The 17,211-nt window shown below is 67.3% G+C and carries 20 protein-coding genes; 4 read left to right on the top strand and 16 right to left on the bottom strand.

Annotation, left to right across the window (positions count from 1 at the left end; translation table 11 throughout):
• Positions 1-69 precede the first annotated feature (69 nt).
• The 13 genes from C0R07_RS13085 to C0R07_RS13025 all read right to left on the bottom strand — a co-directional run bounded on the left by C0R07_RS13085 (position 70) and on the right by C0R07_RS13025 (position 11,625).
• Positions 70-504, bottom strand: coding sequence for a hypothetical protein (locus tag C0R07_RS13085; protein WP_146027609.1), 435 nt, complete (start codon positions 502-504; stop codon positions 70-72).
• Between the two features lie 129 nt (positions 505-633).
• The gene (locus C0R07_RS13080) at positions 634-1,347 is read right to left on the bottom strand and encodes a tetratricopeptide repeat protein (protein ID WP_102789109.1); all 714 of its coding nucleotides are present in this window, start codon (positions 1,345-1,347) and stop codon (positions 634-636) included.
• A complete protein-coding gene (locus C0R07_RS13075) occupies positions 1,340-2,029 on the bottom strand; it encodes a Fe2+-dependent dioxygenase (RefSeq protein ID WP_019185662.1) in 690 nt (229 codons plus the stop codon). Before C0R07_RS13075 ends, C0R07_RS13080 begins: the two co-directional genes overlap by 8 nt.
• Before the next feature lie 49 nt (positions 2,030-2,078).
• Positions 2,079-4,361 (bottom strand): TonB-dependent receptor, encoded by a 2,283-nt coding sequence (locus C0R07_RS13070; RefSeq protein WP_102789108.1) that lies wholly within the window; start codon positions 4,359-4,361, stop codon positions 2,079-2,081.
• A gap of 147 nt (positions 4,362-4,508) precedes the next feature.
• Entirely contained in the window at positions 4,509-4,895 is a 387-nt protein-coding gene (locus C0R07_RS13065) for a hypothetical protein (protein WP_102789107.1), read from the bottom strand.
• 89 nt (positions 4,896-4,984) lie between these two features.
• Positions 4,985-5,317 carry a non-heme iron oxygenase ferredoxin subunit gene (locus C0R07_RS13060; protein ID WP_019185665.1) on the bottom strand — a complete coding sequence of 111 codons (333 nt, stop codon included), beginning with the start codon at positions 5,315-5,317 and terminating at the stop codon, positions 4,985-4,987.
• A complete protein-coding gene (locus C0R07_RS13055) occupies positions 5,314-5,850 on the bottom strand; it encodes a GNAT family N-acetyltransferase (protein ID WP_019185666.1) in 537 nt (178 codons plus the stop codon). Before C0R07_RS13055 ends, C0R07_RS13060 begins: the two co-directional genes overlap by 4 nt.
• 107 nt (positions 5,851-5,957) lie before the next feature.
• Positions 5,958-7,214, bottom strand: coding sequence for a cysteine desulfurase (locus C0R07_RS13050; RefSeq protein ID WP_102789106.1), 1,257 nt, complete (start codon positions 7,212-7,214; stop codon positions 5,958-5,960).
• Positions 7,211-8,473: a Fe-S cluster assembly protein SufD gene (sufD, locus tag C0R07_RS13045; protein ID WP_102789105.1), complete on the bottom strand. Its 1,263-nt coding sequence runs from the start codon at positions 8,471-8,473 to the stop codon at positions 7,211-7,213. The genes C0R07_RS13050 and sufD overlap by 4 nt, the downstream gene beginning before the upstream one ends.
• Positions 8,473-9,237 (bottom strand): Fe-S cluster assembly ATPase SufC, encoded by a 765-nt coding sequence (gene sufC, locus C0R07_RS13040; protein ID WP_019185669.1) that lies wholly within the window; start codon positions 9,235-9,237, stop codon positions 8,473-8,475. The genes sufD and sufC overlap by 1 nt, the downstream gene beginning before the upstream one ends.
• 45 nt (positions 9,238-9,282) lie before the next feature.
• On the bottom strand, positions 9,283-9,687 hold the full coding sequence (locus C0R07_RS13035) for a lysozyme inhibitor LprI family protein (protein ID WP_102789104.1): 405 nt from the start codon (positions 9,685-9,687) through the stop codon (positions 9,283-9,285).
• Entirely contained in the window at positions 9,684-11,159 is a 1,476-nt protein-coding gene (gene sufB / locus C0R07_RS13030; RefSeq protein ID WP_102789103.1) for a Fe-S cluster assembly protein SufB, read from the bottom strand. The genes C0R07_RS13035 and sufB overlap by 4 nt, the downstream gene beginning before the upstream one ends.
• Positions 11,160-11,172: 13 nt before the next feature.
• A complete protein-coding gene (locus C0R07_RS13025) occupies positions 11,173-11,625 on the bottom strand; it encodes an SUF system Fe-S cluster assembly regulator (protein ID WP_026070170.1) in 453 nt (150 codons plus the stop codon).
• A 172-nt stretch (positions 11,626-11,797) separates the two neighbouring features.
• Here C0R07_RS13025 and C0R07_RS13020 point away from each other — a divergent pair, with 172 nt between their 5' ends.
• Both C0R07_RS13020 and C0R07_RS13015 read left to right on the top strand, forming a co-directional pair.
• Entirely contained in the window at positions 11,798-12,265 is a 468-nt protein-coding gene (locus C0R07_RS13020; RefSeq protein WP_019185673.1) for an SET domain-containing protein, read from the top strand.
• A 123-nt stretch (positions 12,266-12,388) separates the two neighbouring features.
• A complete protein-coding gene (locus tag C0R07_RS13015; protein WP_070471092.1) occupies positions 12,389-12,931 on the top strand; it encodes a type 1 glutamine amidotransferase domain-containing protein in 543 nt (180 codons plus the stop codon).
• Positions 12,932-12,970: 39 nt separating this feature from the next.
• On the opposite strand, the gene C0R07_RS13010 is transcribed toward C0R07_RS13015, so the two are convergent.
• The 3 genes from C0R07_RS13010 to C0R07_RS13000 all read right to left on the bottom strand — a co-directional run bounded on the left by C0R07_RS13010 (position 12,971) and on the right by C0R07_RS13000 (position 14,645).
• Entirely contained in the window at positions 12,971-13,567 is a 597-nt protein-coding gene (locus tag C0R07_RS13010; protein ID WP_019185675.1) for a DUF1439 domain-containing protein, read from the bottom strand.
• An 80-nt stretch (positions 13,568-13,647) separates the two neighbouring features.
• The gene (locus C0R07_RS13005; RefSeq protein ID WP_083298719.1) at positions 13,648-13,992 is read right to left on the bottom strand and encodes a DUF3861 family protein; all 345 of its coding nucleotides are present in this window, start codon (positions 13,990-13,992) and stop codon (positions 13,648-13,650) included.
• A 254-nt stretch (positions 13,993-14,246) separates the two neighbouring features.
• Positions 14,247-14,645, bottom strand: coding sequence for an HU family DNA-binding protein (locus C0R07_RS13000; protein ID WP_019185677.1), 399 nt, complete (start codon positions 14,643-14,645; stop codon positions 14,247-14,249).
• Between the two features lie 364 nt (positions 14,646-15,009).
• Here C0R07_RS13000 and C0R07_RS12995 point away from each other — a divergent pair, with 364 nt between their 5' ends.
• Positions 15,010-15,444 carry an OsmC family protein gene (locus C0R07_RS12995; RefSeq protein WP_070426802.1) on the top strand — a complete coding sequence of 145 codons (435 nt, stop codon included), beginning with the start codon at positions 15,010-15,012 and terminating at the stop codon, positions 15,442-15,444.
• A gap of 83 nt (positions 15,445-15,527) precedes the next feature.
• Entirely contained in the window at positions 15,528-17,201 is a 1,674-nt protein-coding gene (locus tag C0R07_RS12990) for an amidohydrolase (RefSeq protein WP_254427846.1), read from the top strand.
• The last annotated feature ends 10 nt before the right edge of the window (positions 17,202-17,211 follow it).

Here is a 17,211-nt window from a genome sequence, read left to right as displayed (position 1 = left end):
AGGAACGCCCGGGGCGGGCGGAACGCGCAGGACCGGAGGCGGGCACGGTGGCGCCGCCGAAGGTCGGAATCAGCCCTGCGGTGGGGCTTGGCCGCGCTGGACGCGCAGGCCGGGTGCGGCAGGCAGCGGCGTGGCCGGTGCCGAGTCAATGGCCGGTACGACCCGCGGCGGCTGTGCCACCAGTGTGGCCATCAGCGAATCCAGCGATTCCACGACCGGCGGCAACGCGGGCGGCAGCGGCGGCGTCGCGGCAGGGCGCGCGCTGGCGACCCGGCGCGGCTTGGCCGGGGCTTCTTCCTGTGCGGTCTCACCACCGCCGGCCGGGTGCTCGCCCATTGGCATCTGCAGGACCATCACAGTGCTGCCCGGGGCGGCCCGTTCCAGCACGGGCAGGCCGGCCAGCAGCAGCGACAGCAGGCCAAGCCATGCCAGCACGCTCGACAACGCCTGCTGCCGCCCGCGCATGGCGGGAGCAAAGCTGCGATGGCGGTGTGGATGGCGCAAGGCGGGCCCCTGTGAACGGCCAGTCGATCAGCCGACCAGCAACGCGGCGGGATTGTAGGTGAGATTCGTTAGCGGACGCAAATGAGAATGATTAATGATTTCGGTCCCTGCGCGTCCGGAGCGCAGGAATCAGCTGACCAGCGCCCGGATCGCGGGATGCGGAGAGGCCGCCAAGGTGGGGCGCACGTGAGCCAGAAACGACGGGCTCCCGTGTGCAAGTGCGCGACGCAGCCAGTCCGCCGCACCGTCGATATCACCGGCGGCGAGCAACAGGGAGGCATGGCTGGCCTGCCCGCGGAAGTCGCCGGCCTCGGCCGAACGCCGGTACCAGGCCGGTGCCGCACGCGGATCGGCCGGTACACCGATGCCGTCTTCCAGACAGCGGCCGACCAGGTTCATCGATTTCGCATGGCCCAGCCGTGCCGCGCGCAGGTACAGCGCGAATGCGGCGGCGTCATCGCGCGGCACGCCGCGGCCGGTGCCGAGCAGGTTGGCCAGGTTGTACAGGCCCCAGTCCAACTCGGCATCCGCTGCCTTGCGGTACCAGACCGCGGCCAGTGCCAGGTTGATCGGCGTCCCGGTGCCGAGTTCGTGGCAGCGGCCGAGCATGTTCATGGCGAGGGGCAGACCACCGTTGGCGGCGCGCTCGAACCAGAGCACGGCCGCCGCCGCATCGGGCGCGATCCCGCGCCCTTCCATCCGGGCCTGCCCGAGCAGGAACTGCGCCTGTGGGTCGCCGCGCTGCGCGGTCGCTTCCAGCGTGGCGAGCGCGGCGGCCGGATCGTGCTGCAGCTGGTCGGCCAGTGCTGCCACGTTGAACGCGGGCAGGGCCGCCTCAGACATCGGCCCACTGCCGCAGCAGGTTGTGATACACGCCGGTGAGATTCACCAGCGCAGGGTGTTCGGGGTGGTCATGGGTGAGGCGGCGGATCGAGACATCCAGGTCCCACATCAGGCGCCGCTGGCCGTCATCACGCAGCATGCTCTGGATCCAGAAGAACGAGGCCAGCCGCGTGCCGGCGGTGACGGGGGTGACCTGGTGCAGGCTGGTGCCCGGGTACAGCACCATGTGGCCCGCCGGCAGTTTCACCCGCTGGTTGCCGTAGGTGTCTTCGATCACCAGCTCGCCACCCTCGTACTCATCCGGGTCGCTCAGGAACAACGTGGCCGACAGGTCGGTGCGCACCGGCTGCGGCTGGCCGGGGGCGGTGTAGTCGTAGCGCACGGCGTTGTCCACATGGAACCCGAAGGTCTGCCCCGGCTGATAGCAGTTGAACAGGGGCGGGAAAATGCGACGCGGCAACGCGGCCGAGAAGAAGGTGCTGTTGCGGCCGAGTGCATCGAGGATGGCCGAGCCGACCGCACGCGCGGCCGGATCGGACTCGGGCAACTGCAGGTTGTGCTTGGCCTGCGCGGACTGGTAACCCGCGGTCAGGCGGCCGTCGGTCCAGCCGGCCGTGGCCAGCTGCTGGCGGGCCTGGGTGACCTGCTCGGCGGTGAGGACGTCGGGAATGTGCAGCAGCATGGTGGGCTCCAGCCCCTCCCGCACGAGCGCGCGGGAGGGGGCGTATGGCTTAGAACTTGAAATTGAAGGCCAACGTGGCCGAGCGGCCCGGCGCGATGGCGGCGTAATGCGAAGCGTACGCCTTGGTGAAGTAGGTTTTGTTGGTCAGGTTCTGCACGTTCAACTGCAGGCTGTAGCGCTCGCTGAAGGCGTAGCCGACCATCGCATCCCAACGGGTATAGGATGGCACCCACTTGGTGTTGTTGACGTTGCCGTAGACCTTGTCCACGTAGTTGGCACCGGCGCCCAGGCTCAGGCCCGGCACGAACGACGGCGCCCACGTGGTCCACAGGCTGGCGCTGTGCTTGGCGGTGTTGGGGAATGCGTTGCCGTTGAACGGCGATGGCACGTAGACCCCGTTGACCAGCGCAAAGCCGTTGTCCTCGACCACGGCATCCAGGTAGGTGTAGCCACCGAAGACCTGCCACCCCTCCACGATCGTGCCGCTGAAGCCGAGTTCGGCGCCCTTGACCTTCTTGGTGCCGGCGTTCTGCGTGGTGCCCGCATCGCTGGTCACGCGCGCGTTGCTCATCTCGGTCTGGAAGATCGCACCGGTCAGCGACAGGCGGGCATCGAACAGATCCCACTTGGTGCCCAGCTCGATGTTGCGGCTGCGCTGCGGCTTGAGGTCCTGGATGGTCGCGCTGATGCCGTCGGCGCCATCACCGCCGTCCACGCCGACCGGGGTGGAGGAGGTGCCCCAGGACAGGTAGATGCTGCCGTTGGCGACCGGCTTGAACACCAGGCCGGCCTGGCCGTTCCAGAACGAGGTGTCGTTGCGCAGGTGCTGCAGGTTGGCCGCGGCCGTCGGGTTGAACTGATGCGTGTTGTAGTCGTCGAAGCGCGCGCCCAGGTTCAGCATCCACTGCTCGCTGAAGCTGATCGTGTCGAACACATAGGCCGACTTGGTGCGGGTGGTCTGACGCACGTCGCGGGCCGGGTCGCTGCGGGTGACGGTATGCGTGGCCGACCACGGATCGTTCGGGTTGGGGTTGGTGAGGTCGGTGCAGTTGTAGCCGGTGGCCGCGCCGGTGGTCGGGCAGCTCTGGTTGCCGGTCAGCGGGTTGTTGGTGCCTGCGGTGGTCTGGCCATTGGGGCGGCGCACGTCGGCGATCGCGTAGGTGCCGCGCACGGTCTTTTCGCTGCTGTATTCCACGCCGGCGTTGAAACTGTGGCGCAGCGGGCCGGTCTCCAGCTCACCGGTAACGCTGGTCTGGTTGACGAAGCTGTCGGTCTGCGTGGCGCGCGCGTTGGTGCGGCGCCAGACGGTGCCGAACAGGTTCGGATTGCCCTTGCTGTCGTCCGGCTGGGTCCACAGGTAATCGTTGCTGGTGTCCCCGTAGCGGGTGATGTTGCGCAGGACGATGCCGCCGAAATCATGCGACAGGTTCAAGGTGGTGATGTCCGCCTTGGTCTTCTGGAAATCGCGGTCGACCAGGCCGTAGAACGCGTCGCGGTTGGTCACGATCGGGCTGCCGTCGCCATTGAGCGCCAGGTTGGGGCCGCTGGTGAACGGGTTGTTGTACGGGAAGCCGCCGGCATCGGGCAGGTCGTCGGTTTCCATGTGGTAGTGGCTGATCACCGCCTGGGTCGGGCCGTTCAGACCGAACGCCAGCGACGGCGCGATGCCCCAGCGGCTGCTGTTCACTTCATCGCGTCCGGCCACGTCGGCCTCGTGCTTCATGATGTTCACGCGGGCGGCGATGCCGTCGCCGATCACCTGGTTGGCATCGAGCGTGCCGCGGTAGTAGCTGTCCGTGCCGGCGGCCAGGGTGCCGGCCACGAAGTTCTCCAGCTTGGGCGTCTTGCTGACCAGGCTGATGGTGCCGCCGGCTGAACCGCGGCCGGAGTAGGCCGAGCTCGGGCCTTTGACCACGTCGATCTGCTCGATGGCGAACACTTCACGGGTCTGGCTGCCGGCGTCGCGGATTCCATCGACGTAGATGTCCGAGGCCGAATCGAAGCCGCGGATGAAGGGACGGTCACCGGTCGGGTTGCCGCCTTCGCCGGCGCCGAAGGTGATGCCCGGCACGGTGCGCAGTGCATCGAGCAGGGTGGTGGCGGCGGTCTGTTCGATCACCTGCTGGGAGATCACGCTGACCGACTTGGGCGTATCCAGCAGCGGCGCGGTGAATTTGGACGATTGCGCACGCACGCGCTCGCCGTGGACGTCGACGCCATCCAGTTCGGTGGCGCGCTGCGGATCGGCAGCGTCGGCCTCGGCATGGGCGATGGCGGGGGCGGCGATGGCCAGCAGCAGGGCGGACGACAACGGAGTCGGGCGGACGGTCATGGTGATTCCTGGCAGGACGGACGAAGGCCGGACAGCGTGTGGCGGTCACGGCGGAGCGGAGGCAGGTGGGGAAAACGGGCAGACGGCCGACGGCGGCGCGATGGCGCGGGCGTGGGCGGGCAGCGACGCGCAGCGTCGCCGCCGGAATCAGGCGTGGGGCGGGGCGTGGCCGGGGTTGAGCCGCAGCGAAGGTTCCAGCCGCTGCCAGCGCAGCGCGTCGGACGGCCACAGCGGGACGACGGCGACCCAGGGCGTGCGGCGCAGCTGGGCCAGTACTGCCGGCGCGCTGGGCTCGGGGTCGGCACCGGTCTCCGCCGCCAGGGTCGGCTCGGCAGGAAGCTCCGGTGCAGGCGTGGACGGCGCCGATGCCTGGCGCGCGCTGTCGGCGCTCAGCAGGCCCGCGGTGTGCGCCGCCGCCGCCGCCGGACCGGCGGTACCGGCGCCGCCGGCCGTCAGCCAGCCGCAGGCCAGCAGCACCACGCAGAACGTGGCCCACAGGGCGGCGAGACCAAGGGCGGAGCGGTTGGCGGACACGGCTTACCGGGCAGGAGCGGCCAAGTGACCGCAATGCCTATGGTAATAGGAACAATTCGCGTTTTCAAAACGCCCGCGTTCAGGCCGGATCAGTCGCGGTCGTCGCGGGCCCAGACGGCGTCGTGTTCCCGCTTGACCGGGAACTTCGCCACTGGCGAATAGGCCGGCGCGCAGAGGGCAGCGCCGTCACGCACGTCGAAACGGGCCCCGTGCAGGACGCACTCGATGCTGCCCTCGCCGGTATCGAAGGTGCCCGACGACAGCTCGAACTCATCGTGGGTGCACTGGTCTTCGAGTGCGTACAGTTCCCCGTCCAGGTTGAACACCACGATCGGCGTCCCGGTCACTTCGTCGAAGGTGCTCTTCATCTCGCCGGGCAGCAGCTCGGCGCTGGCGCAGACGAAGGTCCAGGTCTCGCTCATGCCGGCACCGCCAGCGGCTTTTCCAGGATCTCGAAGCGCAGATCGTCGCGCTTGGGGATGCCGAAACGTTCATCCCCATACGGGAAGGGCTTCTTGATGCCGGTGCGCTGGTAGCCGCGGCGCTCGTAGAAGGCGATCAGCTCGTCGCGGACGTCGATCACCGTCATCTGCATGACCGGCACGCCCCACTCGCGCGCCGCGTGGGCCTCGGCGGCCAGCATCAGCTGCTTGCCGATGCCGCCGCCCTGCTGGGACGGGTCGACCGAGAACATGCCGAAGTAGCCCTTGCCGTGGTCATCGGCCACGTGCGCGCAGGCCAGCAGCTGGCCATCGCGCTCGGCCAGCAGGATGGTCGAGCGTGGCTTGGCGAGGTCGGCCTGCAGGCCGTCGGCATCGATGCGGGCGCCGTCCAGCAGGTCGGCCTCGGTGGTCCAGCCGGCCCGGCTGGCATCGCCACGGTAGGCGGAAGTGACCAGGGCGATCAGGGCGGGGATGTCGGCGGCAGTGGCCGCGCGGAAGGTCAGGGTGCTCATGGCGCCATTTTAGGCCCGCAGGGGGCGCTACGGAAATGTGCGGGGCGCGCAATGAAAAACGCCGTGGCAGGCCACGGCGTTCGAGTGGGGCGCAGTCTGGCGCGGGCTCAGCCCAGCAGCTTGCGCACCTTGTTGAGCGCCACGATGAAGCGCTCGATTTCCTCATGGGTGTTGTAGAACGCCAGCGAGGCACGGCAGGTGGCGGCGACGCCGTAGTACTGCAGCAGCGGGTGCGCGCAGTGCTGGCCCGAGCGGACCGCGACGCCTTCCAGGTCGAGCAGGGTGGCCAGATCGTGCGAGTGCGCGCCGTCCACCAGGAAGGAGACCACCGCCGCCTTGTCCGGCGTGGTGCCGAAGATGCGCAGGCCGTCGATCCTGTTCAGCTCTTCGGTGAAGTGCGCCAGCAGCTCGCCTTCGCGGGCTTCCACGTGATCCAGGCCCAGCGACTCGAGGTAATCCACCGCCACGCCGAGGCCGATGAAGCCGGCGATGTTCGGGGTGCCGGCTTCGAACTTGTGCGGGGCGTCGTTGAACACGGTGCCTTCGAAGCTCACTTCCTTGATCATCTCGCCCCCGCCGAGGAACGGCGGCATGGCATCAAGGTGTTCGCGCCTGGCCCACAGGGCGCCGGTGCCGGTCGGACCACACATCTTGTGGCCGGTGATGGCATAGAAGTCGCAGCCGATCGCGGGGATGTCGACCTTGCGGTGCGGCACGGCCTGCGAGCCGTCCACCACGGTGATGATGCCGCGCTTGCGGGCCTCGCGGCAGATTTCGCGGACCGGGTTGACCGTGCCCAGCACGTTGGAGACATGGGCAACGGCGAGCAGCTTGACCTCGGGGGTCATCGCCGCGCGCAGCGCGTCCAGGTCCAATGCGCCCTCCGGGGTGATCTCGGCCACGCGGATTGTCGCGCCCGTGCGCTGGGCGACCAGCTGCCACGGCACGATGTTGGCATGGTGCTCCATGCGCGAGACGAGGATGACATCACCGGCCTTGAGCCGCGGCAACGCCCACGAATACGCGACCAGATTGATCGCGAAGGTGGTGCCACTGCACAGCACCAGTTCGTTCGCGCGCACGTTGAGGAAGCGCGCCAGCTTGTTGCGTGCGCCTTCGTAAGCATCGGTCGCTTCGGTGCCGAGCGCATGCACCGCGCGGCTGACGTTGGCGTTGTAGCGGCGGTAGAACTCGTCCACCGCGCCGATCACCTGCACCGGCTTCTGGCCGGTGTTGGCGTTGTCGAAGTACACCAGCGGCTTGCCGTGCACTTCACGCATGAGCAGCGGGAAGTCCAGGCGCACGCGGTCCCAGTCGGGCGCGGTGCCGGTATCGGCAGCCGGGCGCGGCGTGGACAGGTTCATGCCACGCCCGCCACGGCCAGCGCACGGCTGAGCTGGGCGGTGAGCTGCTCGGTCAGGCGTGCGTCGAGGACGTTCAACGGTTCATGGCAGAACGCGGCGCTCAGCAGCTGCTGTGCACGATCGGCCGGCAAGCCGCGCGAGCGCAGGTAGAACAGCGCGTTCGCGTCGAGCTGGCCAACCGTGGCGCCATGTGCCGCCTTTACTTCGTCGGCATCGATCACCAGGGTGGGCTGGGTATCGATCTCGGCATCGGCCGACAGCAGCAGGTTCTTGTTGGAGAGGTTGGCGTCGGTGCCATCGGCGCCTTCGCGGATGTGGATGCCGCCGTGGAAGACCACGCGGCTGCGGTTGGCTGCGACGCCACGCCAGACCATTTCCGAGGCGGTATCGCGCGCGATGTGCTCGATGCCCAGGCGCGTATCGACATGGCGGCGGCCATTGCCGAGCAGCACACCGTTGGCGGTGAGCTGGGCGTTGTCGCCTTCCAGGCGGACGTTGAGCTCATGGCGGCTCAGCGCCGCACCCAGCTCCAGGTCCACGCGGCGGTACTGCGCGTTGCGGGCCAGCACGGCGTCGGTGCGCAGCAGCGAGGTGGCGCGGGTGGCATCGGCCTGCACGCGAGCGTGCGAGAGCACGGCATCCTGCGCGAGGTGAACGTGCACCAGGGTGTTGTCCAGGTGCGCGGCATCACCGACATGCAGGTGATGCTCGACCACGCCCAGCGCGGCACCGCTGCGCAGTTCGATCAGGTGGCGGTGATGCCAGGACAGATCGGTCTCGCCGGACACGCTGATGAAGACCAGCTGCAGCGGCGCCTCGACCTGCACGCCTTCTTCCACGCGCAGCAGCACGCCTTCATCGGCGAGTGCAGCGTTGAGACGGGCGAACACTTCCTCGCTGCGCTCGAAGCGACGGCCGAGGAAACGGGCGGCTTCATCGCCGGCGGCCAGCGCCGAGGACAGCGTGGCCAGCTGCACACCGGCCGGCACCGCAGCGACATCGCTCAGCGCGCCGGAGGGGCGGCCATTGACGAACACCAGCCGCGGCGACGGGATGTCGGCCAGCAGGGCGGCATCGACCACGGCCGGGGCGAGCGGAGCGGGCTGGAAGCTGCGACGCTCCAGCTGGCGCAGCGACGTGTATTTCCAGGCTTCGGTACGCGGGCCGGGCAGGCCGGCCTGCAGCGCGGCATCCAGCTCGGCGCGACGTGCATCGCTGCCGCAGAAGCCGCTGGCGAGGGAATCGAGCAGGGCGCTCATCAGACCGCTGCCTCCGGCACCACGCGGTCCTTCAGGAAGTGGTAGCCATGGGCTTCCAGTTCCAGGGCCAGTTCCGGGCCGCCGCTCTGCACGATCCTGCCATCGGCCAGCACGTGCACCACGTCCGGCTTGATGTAATCGAGCAGGCGCTGGTAATGGGTGATCACGATGAAGGAACGGTCCGGCGAACGCAGCGCGTTGACGCCGTCGGCCACGCTCTTGAGCGCGTCGATGTCCAGGCCGGAGTCGGTTTCATCCAGGATCGCCAGCTTCGGCTCGAGCACGGCCAGCTGGAAGATCTCGTTGCGCTTCTTCTCGCCACCGGAGAAGCCTTCGTTGACGCCGCGGTGCAGCAGTTCGTCCTTCAGGTGCAGCACGGCCAGCTTCTGGCGCACCAGCTTGAGGAACTGCATCGAGTCCAGTTCTTCCTCGCCGCGCGCCTTGCGCTGGGCGTTGAGCGCGGCGCGCAGGAAGTAGGTGTTGTTCACGCCCGGGATTTCCACCGGGTACTGGAAGGCCAGGAACAGGCCGGCGGCGGCGCGCTCTTCCGGCGCCAGCTCGAGCAGGTCACGGCCTTCGAACTGCACGCTGCCTTCGCTCACGTCATAGCCGTCGCGGCCGGCCAGGACATTGCCCAGGGTGGACTTGCCGGCGCCGTTGGGGCCCATGATGGCGTGCACCTGGCCGGGCTTCACGTCGAGCGAGAGGCCCTTGAGAATCTCTTTTTCGCCGATGCGTGCGTGGAGGTTGTCGATCTTCAACATGTCGATAATCGTCTTGTCAGATAGGGGAACTGGAGGCAGCGCGACTCAGAGGTCGTATTCGCTGCGCTCGAGGAATTCTTTGCGCAGGTAATCGGTGCGGGTTTGAGTCAATGCAGTCTTGGCCCCGGAATAGAGCATCGGGTACATCGAGCCGTACAGCATGCGCGGGTCTTCATCCTTGCCGACCGGGTACTGCGCTTCCAGATCGGCATCGCGCAGCTGCACCCACAGGCGCTGGGCGGCTTTAAGGTTGGCCAGCGCCACCGGTGCACCGGCCAGCTTGCCCACCACCTGCCGATACACCGCGTTCAACGCGGCGTCGGCTTCTTCGAACCCTTCGTTGGCGCACTCATTCATCTGCATCTGCGTGCTCAGGTCATCGCAGGCCGATTCGGCAGACGCCGGCGCCGCAGCCCCAAGCAGCAGGGCCAAGGTCAGCACGCTCTTCATCCGACCGAGCCTTCCAGGCTGACTTCCAGCAGCTTCTTGGCTTCCACCGCGAACTCCATCGGCAGCTCGCGGAAGACCTGCTTGCAGAAGCCGTCGACGATCATCGAGACCGCGTTTTCCTGGTCGATGCCGCGGGCGCGGCAATAGAACAGCTGGTCGTCGGAGATCTTGGAGGTGGTCGCTTCGTGCTCGACGGTCGCGGTGGGATTCTTCACCTCGATATAGGGGAAGGTGTGCGCGCCGGATTTCTTGCCGATCAGCAGCGAGTCGCACTGGGTGTAGTTGCGCGCACCCTCGGCGCCACGGTCCATCTTCACCAGGCCGCGGTAGGTGTTCTGGCCGTGGCCGGCGCTGATGCCCTTGCTGACGATCTTGCTCTTGGTGCGCTTGCCGATGTGGATCATCTTGGTGCCGGTGTCGGCCTGCTGGCGATGGTGGGTCAGCGCGACGGAGTGGAATTCGCCGACCGAATCATCGCCAAGCAGCACGCACGACGGGTACTTCCAGGTGATCGCCGAGCCGGTCTCGACCTGGGTCCAGGTGACCTTGCTGCGCGCGCCACGGCACTCGGCACGCTTGGTGACGAAGTTGTAGATGCCGCCCACACCGTTCTCGTCGCCCGGGTACCAGTTCTGCACCGTGGAGTACTTGATCTCGGCATCTTCCAGCGCGACCAGTTCGACCACCGCGGCGTGCAGCTGGTTCTCATCGCGCATCGGCGCGGTGCAGCCTTCCAGGTAGGACACGTATGCCTTGTCTTCGCAGATGATCAGCGTGCGCTCGAACTGGCCGGTGTGGCCGGCGTTGATGCGGAAGTAGGTGCTCAGCTCCATCGGGCAACGCACGCCCTTGGGGATGAACACGAAGCTGCCATCGGAGAATACCGCCGAGTTGAGTGCGGCGAAGTAGTTGTCGCCGACCGGCACCACGGTGCCCAGGTACTGTTTGACCAGCGCCGGGTGCTCCTTGATCGCTTCGGACATGGAGCAGAAGATCACGCCCTTCTCGGCCAGTTCCTTGCGGAACGTGGTGCCGACGGAGACCGAATCGAACACCGCATCCACGGCCACGCCGGCCAGCTTGGCGCGCTCATGCAGCGGCACGCCGAGCTTGTCGTAGGTATCCAGCAGTTCCTTGGGCACGTCGTCCAGCGAGGCGTACTTCGGGCCCTTCGGCGCGGAGTAATAGCTCAGCGCCTGCAGGTCGATCTGTGCGATCTGCAGCTTGGCCCAGTCCGGCATCGGCATGGTCAGGAAGTGGCGGTAGGCGTCCAGGCGCCACTGCGTCATCCACTCCGGCTCGTCCTTCTTGGCCGACAGGGCACGGATGGTGTCTTCGTCCAGGCCGGGCGGCAACGAGTCCGATTCGATGTCCGTGATGAAGCCGGCCGAATACTTGCGGCCGAGCTGCTCATGGATCTCGCGGTTGGGGGTATCGCCGGTGGCGACGGTATCGAGGGTATCGGTGGCCATGGGGGCTGCCTGATCAGGAGACGACATCCGCCGCGATCGCGCGGCGGTGGGCGTCAACAAGGGGAAGAGGGGGCAGGATCTGCGCCAGGGTGACCGCGCGCAGCGCTTCGGACACCACGTCGTTGATCATCCGCCAGCTGCTGCGGGCGCCGCACTGCAGCTCGCGGCCGCACTGGCTGTGGTCGTGGGCGCATTCGGTCAGGCCCAGCGGCCCTTCCATGGCTTCCACGATCTCGAACAGGGTGATCTGGTCCGCCGCGCGGGTCAGCCGGTAGCCGCCGCGCACGCCGCGCAGGCCTTCCACCAGCCCGGCCTGGGCCAGAGGCTTGAGCAGCTTGCTGACGGTCGGCGGTTCCAGACGGGCGAACTCGGCCAGTTCGGTGGCACTGAGCACCTCGCCCGGGCGGGCGGCGAGTACGGTCAGCACGACGGTGGCGTAATCGGTAAGCTTGGTGACGCGGAGCATGGTGGGGGCAGAACCATAAAGCGGACTGAAATTGTACGCTTTTCTCCGCCGGCATCCAACCCGCCCGTTCAGGCGCCCGCAGGGCGGCCTTTGAGGCGTATTGAACCGCATCGCTTTGGCAATCACAAAGATTAAGCGAGAATCGGGGCTTCCCACCGCAACGGTCAGCCAGATGCCCAAGAAGATCCAGGCCCGCAAGTCCACCATCCATGGCAATGGCGTGTTCGCGCTGGCGCCGATCAAGAAAGGTGAGCGGGTCATCCAGTACAAGGGTCTGCTGCGCAGCCACGCCGACGTGGATGCCGACGACACCGGGGATGTGGAAAGTGGTCATACCTTCCTGTTCACCCTCAATGACGACTACGTCATCGATGCGAACTACAAGGGCAATGACGCGCGCTGGCTCAACCACAGCTGCGAGCCCAACTGCGAAGCGGTGATCGAGGAAGCCGAGGGCGACAACCGCCGCGAGGACAAGGTCTTCATCGAGGCGATCAAGGACATCCAGCCGGGCGACGAGCTGACCTACAACTACGGCATCACCCTGGCCGAGCGTCACACCGCGCGCCTGAAGAAGATCTGGGAATGCCGCTGCGGCTCTAAAAAGTGCACCGGCACGATGCTCCAGCCCAAGCGCTGACCGCGCTGGCGGTCACCGGCCACGTGCGCCGGTGACTGCGCCGACACGCTGTGCACATCTTGGTCACCGTCGCCCAATGCGTGCCTGGCCACACTGAAGGCTCCTACTTAATGGAGCCGCTCAATGGCACATGCACTCAACGGCAAGCACATCGCGATCCTCGCCACCGATGGTTTCGAACAGTCCGAGCTGCAGGAACCCAAGCGACTGCTGGAGTCCTGGGGCGCCTCGGTGAAGGTGATCGCCCCCGGTGACGCCAGCCAGATCCGCGGCTGGAAAGACAAGGACTGGGGCGAGAACGTGAAGGTCGATGCCCCCTTGAAGGGCGCCAAGGCCGACGACTACGACGCGCTGGTCCTCCCCGGCGGCGTGATCAATCCCGACAAGCTGCGCATCGATACCGACGCGGTGGCCTTGATCAAGGCCTTCGGCCACGCGGGCAAGCCGGTTGCTGCGATCTGCCACGGGCCGTGGCTGCTGGTCGAGTCCGGCCTGGCCAAGGGCCGCAAGGTGACCTCGTGGCCGTCGCTGAAAACCGATCTGGGCAATGCCGGTGCCGAGTGGACCGATGCCGAGGTGGTGGTGGATGGTGGCCTGATCACCAGCCGCAAGCCGGGTGACATCCCGGCGTTCGCCGATGCCGTGGCCAAGGCGCTGGCCGCTTGATGGATGCAGGCACCGACCGTGGGTCGGTGCCATTTCCGGTTACTTGCTCAGCAAGCCTGCCGGCACCAACGCACCGAGGTCCTGGTTGAAGGTGACCACCAGCTTGCCGTTCTCTACCTGCGCCGACTGCACCTGCAGCGTGCCCAGCACCGCCGCGACCGTCGGGTCGATCTTGTAGATCGGCTCGCGCCGGGCGTAATCGACCAGCCAGGCGTTGAGCAGGCCACGCGTGCGCGAATCAAGCTTGCCGCCATTGTTGGCCGGCGTGAAGTCATCGACCGTCGGCTCCTGCAGGTGGAAGCCCTGGGTCTGCGCGTCATAACGCAGGCCACTGCTCAGCTTGACCTTGCCCAACGGGGCCGGGTTGCCGCCGGCAGTGGCCATGGCGATGTCGAAACCCAGATCCAGGCGGTTGCCTTGCGGCAGGGTGAGCTGGGGATGGCTCATGGTCATCGCGATCAGGCCGCCCAGCGCGTCCTGCGTGCGCGGGAAACTGCCATCGAGGTACTGCTGCACATCGGTGGCGCCCACCGACAACTGACGGCCGGAAATGCTGGGCGCAGCCTGAGCGCCGATGGCGGCGGCCAGCAGCACGGTGCAGGCGGCGAGGCGGGATAACAGCGGGCGAACGTTCATGACGGCAGGCCGTGCGGGAATGAGACGCCAACAATAACGCGCGCGGCTGAATCCAGCTTTGACGCGTGCGGGTGGTGGGCTCAGGGCGCGCCCTGGATCGATTCCAGCGCGGCCAGCACCTCGTCCAGCTGCGGCTGCAGCACGGTCAGCGGGTGGCTGGGTTCATTGGCATGGCGCTGGGCGAGATCGCGCAGCAGCTGGGTGGCGACGATCGCCGCGGCCCGTTCGTCTCCGCTGAGGCCGGTGTTGCGCCGTGCGATTTCCAGCAGGCGCATCCAGTCCTGCTGCGCACGATGCTCCAGCTCGATGGTGCAGCGCCCGCTGCACTGCAGGCCGTCCTTTTCGATCGGGGTGACGGTGATGCGGTAACGCTGGGAAGAAGAGCTGGCCATGGCTGCCTGCGCGGTGGGGGACAAGGCCACCATAGGCTGCGATCCGCACCGCGACGACAGGCGCGGTCGCACGCAGTGTTCCACCCTGTGCGTTCCGGCCGGTCCTGCCATCGCGTGGATCACGGCAGGACAGGCATCTGCGCGGGAAGGGCGCGCCGTTGATGGCTTTGGAAACGCTGTGTTTCGGCAGCGTCGGACCCACCCGCCGCCTCGATGGGATGGCAGAACCTCCAAAAAAAACGGGACGGCGTGAGCCGTCCCGTCGGGTGCTGCAGGAAGCGCGCAGATTAGAGCGCGGCGTCCTTGAGCTTCTTGAGCGGACGCACCTTCAGCTTGGTCGACGCCGGCTTGGCGGCAAACCACTGCTCTTCCTTCGTGAACGGGTTGATGCCCTTGCGCTTCGGCTTGGCCGGCACGCTGACGGTGGAGATCTTCAGCAGGCCCGGCAGGGTGAAGCTGCCAGCGCCCTTCTTGTGCACCGAAGCGGCGACGGCGCCTTCCAGCGAGGCGAGCACGGCGCGCACGTCCTTGGCGACAACGCCGGACGCTTCAACGATGTGTGCAACCAGACCAGACTTGCTCAGCACTTCCTTGATCGGCTTGGGAGCGGCCGGCTTCGCGGCTGCCTTCGTAGCGACTTTCTTTACTGCCTTCTTCGGGGCAGCCTTCTTAGCGGTCTTTGCCATGGTTTCCTGTTCCGTGAACGGTTGGTTGTTTGGTCGCGCCGAACCCCGTCGGCAAGCGAAATGTAGGGCAACTGTGGGGCGCCGCCAATAGGCAGACGCATAAAAATTCGTGATTTCCACGCCCTTCGTTACCGCGGTGCATCAGGTCATAGCCAAAAAACAGGGTCCGCCCTCGCGGCGGGTGCCATCGGTCATGGACCGTCGCACCCCGACTGTCGCACGAAAACCACTTGAAAACAGCATCCATCCTGATCGCCGATTCAGCTGGGGGCGACACCCGGCAGCAGGCTGGCGGCGGCCAGACACGGTGCTAACGCGGACCGGTCTACGATGGCCTGGCCATTCATCCCGCAGGAGATCAACGATGGGTATTTCGCGTCATGCCACCGCGCATTGGGAAGGTGACCTCAAGACAGGCAAGGGACAATTGAGCACGCCCCAGAGCGGCTTGATGGACAAAACCCGCTATGCCTTCAGCAGCCGCTTCGGCGATGAGAAGGGCACCAACCCGGAAGAACTGATCGCCGCCGCACACGCCGGCTGCTTCACCATGGCGCTGTCGGCCAAGCTCACCGAAGCCGGTTTCGTGCCGACCTCGCTGGATACCGAAGCCAAGGTCGACCTCTCGATGGAAGGTGGCCCGCAGCTGTCGCAAATCACGTTGAAGGTGAAGGCCGTGGTGCCGAACATCGAGGCCACCCAGTTCCGTGCCATCGCCGATGACGCCAAGCAGAACTGCCCGGTCTCCAAGGCGCTCAGTGCGGTGCCGATCACGCTGGAAGCCGAACTGGCCAGCTGATCGGCGCAGGATTGGTGCACAGCAGATTGTGATGGGAAAGCGGCGGCCGCATAGTCGCCGCTTTCCTTTTGTGGGGTGTCTGCATGCGTCCGACTGCTTTCGCTGCCCTGATGGCCTGCCTGCTGGCGGGGACCGCGCAGGCCGATGTCCGCCTGTTGACCGCCGCCACCATCCACACCGGCGATCCGGACGCGCCGACCGCCACCGCGCTGGCATGGGAGACCGAGACCGGGCGCGTGCTTGCCGTCGGTGACCGGCAGGCGATGCTCGAGCTGTATCCACTGGCGGCGCTGACCGACGTCGGCCAAGCGACCGTGATCCCGGGCCTGATCGACGCGCACGCGCACCTGATGTTTCTCGGCGGCACCCTGATGCAGGCCGACCTGACCGGCGCGACCAGCACTGCCGACATCGTCGCGCGCCTGCAGCGCTTTGCGGCGGAGAACCCCGAGGGCTGGCTGCTGGGCAGTGGCTGGGACCAGAACCGCTGGCCGGTCAAACAGTTTCCGACCGTGGCCGATCTCGACGCTGCATTCCCGGACCGCCCGGTCTGGTTGGGCCGCATCGACGGCCACGCCGGCTGGGGCAACAGCGCGGCACTGCGCGCGGTCGCCCAGCGCCCCGGGCAACGCGCGCTGAAGGGCAACTGGCAGCCTGCAGGCGGGCGCATCGTGCGCGATGCCAAGGGCCAGCCGAGCGGGGTGTTCATCGATGAAGCGATGACCCTGGTGCAGGCGGCGATACCGGCCCCGGGCGAGGCCGCACGCGAGCAGATGCTGACCCGCGCGCTCGACAAAGCAGTCAGCCAGGGCCTGACCGGCGTGCACGACATAGGCGTATCGCGCGCCGATCTGGCCCTGATGCGCCGCTTCGCCGACGCCGGCAGGTTGCCGCTGCGCATCGATGCCTATGCCGATGGCAACAGCGACGCATTGGCCGATCTGTGCGTGAACGGGACCTACCAGCACGCCGGCGGCCGGCTGGAAATGCGCGGGGTCAAACTGTTCATGGATGGCGCGCTGGGCAGCCGCGGTGCGGCGCTGTTGGCCGATTACAGCGATGACCCGCACAACCGCGGCTTGCTGGTCACCTCACCTGAGGACTTCGAGACCGCCGTGCGCAAAGCCGATGCCTGCCATGTCCAGGTCGCCACGCATGCGATCGGCGACCGCGGCAACCGGATCGCGCTGGACACCTATGCACGGGTGCTCGGCGAGCGCCGCAGTGGCGACCATCGCTGGCGCATCGAACATACGCAGGTGGTTGCGCTGGAGGACATTCCGCGTTTCGCCCAGCTCGGCGTGATCGCCTCGATGCAGCCTACCCACGCCACCTCGGATATGGGCTGGGCGCAGGATCGGGTCGGCCCCGAGCGCATCCTCGGCGCCTATGCCTGGCGGCGGATGCTGGCCTCCGGTGCCCGGCTCGCCTTGGGCTCGGACTTCCCGGTCGAGCAGGTCGACCCGCGGCTGGGCCTGTATGCGGCGGTCACCCGCCAGGACCGTGCCGGCAGACCGCCCGGTGGCTGGCAGCCTGATCAGCGGCTGACCGCAGCCGAAGCGCTGCGCGGGTTCACCGCCGATGCGGCCTGGGCGGGTCATGACGACAGCCAGGTCGGGCGGTTGCAGCCGGGCCTGCGCGCGGACTTCGTGGTGCTTGATCGCGACCCGCTCAGCGTGCCGCCCGCCGGGCTGGCCGACCTGCAGGTGCGCTCGACCTGGGTCGATGGCGCACCGGTGTATGACGCGGCGCGCTGAGTCGCCGCCG

The sequence above is a fragment of the Stenotrophomonas bentonitica genome (assembly GCF_002887735.1).
Classification (GTDB): Bacteria; Pseudomonadota; Gammaproteobacteria; order Xanthomonadales; family Xanthomonadaceae; genus Stenotrophomonas; species Stenotrophomonas bentonitica_A.
Note: the sequence above shows the minus strand (reverse complement) of the source record. Positions and strands in the feature narration are given on the sequence as shown.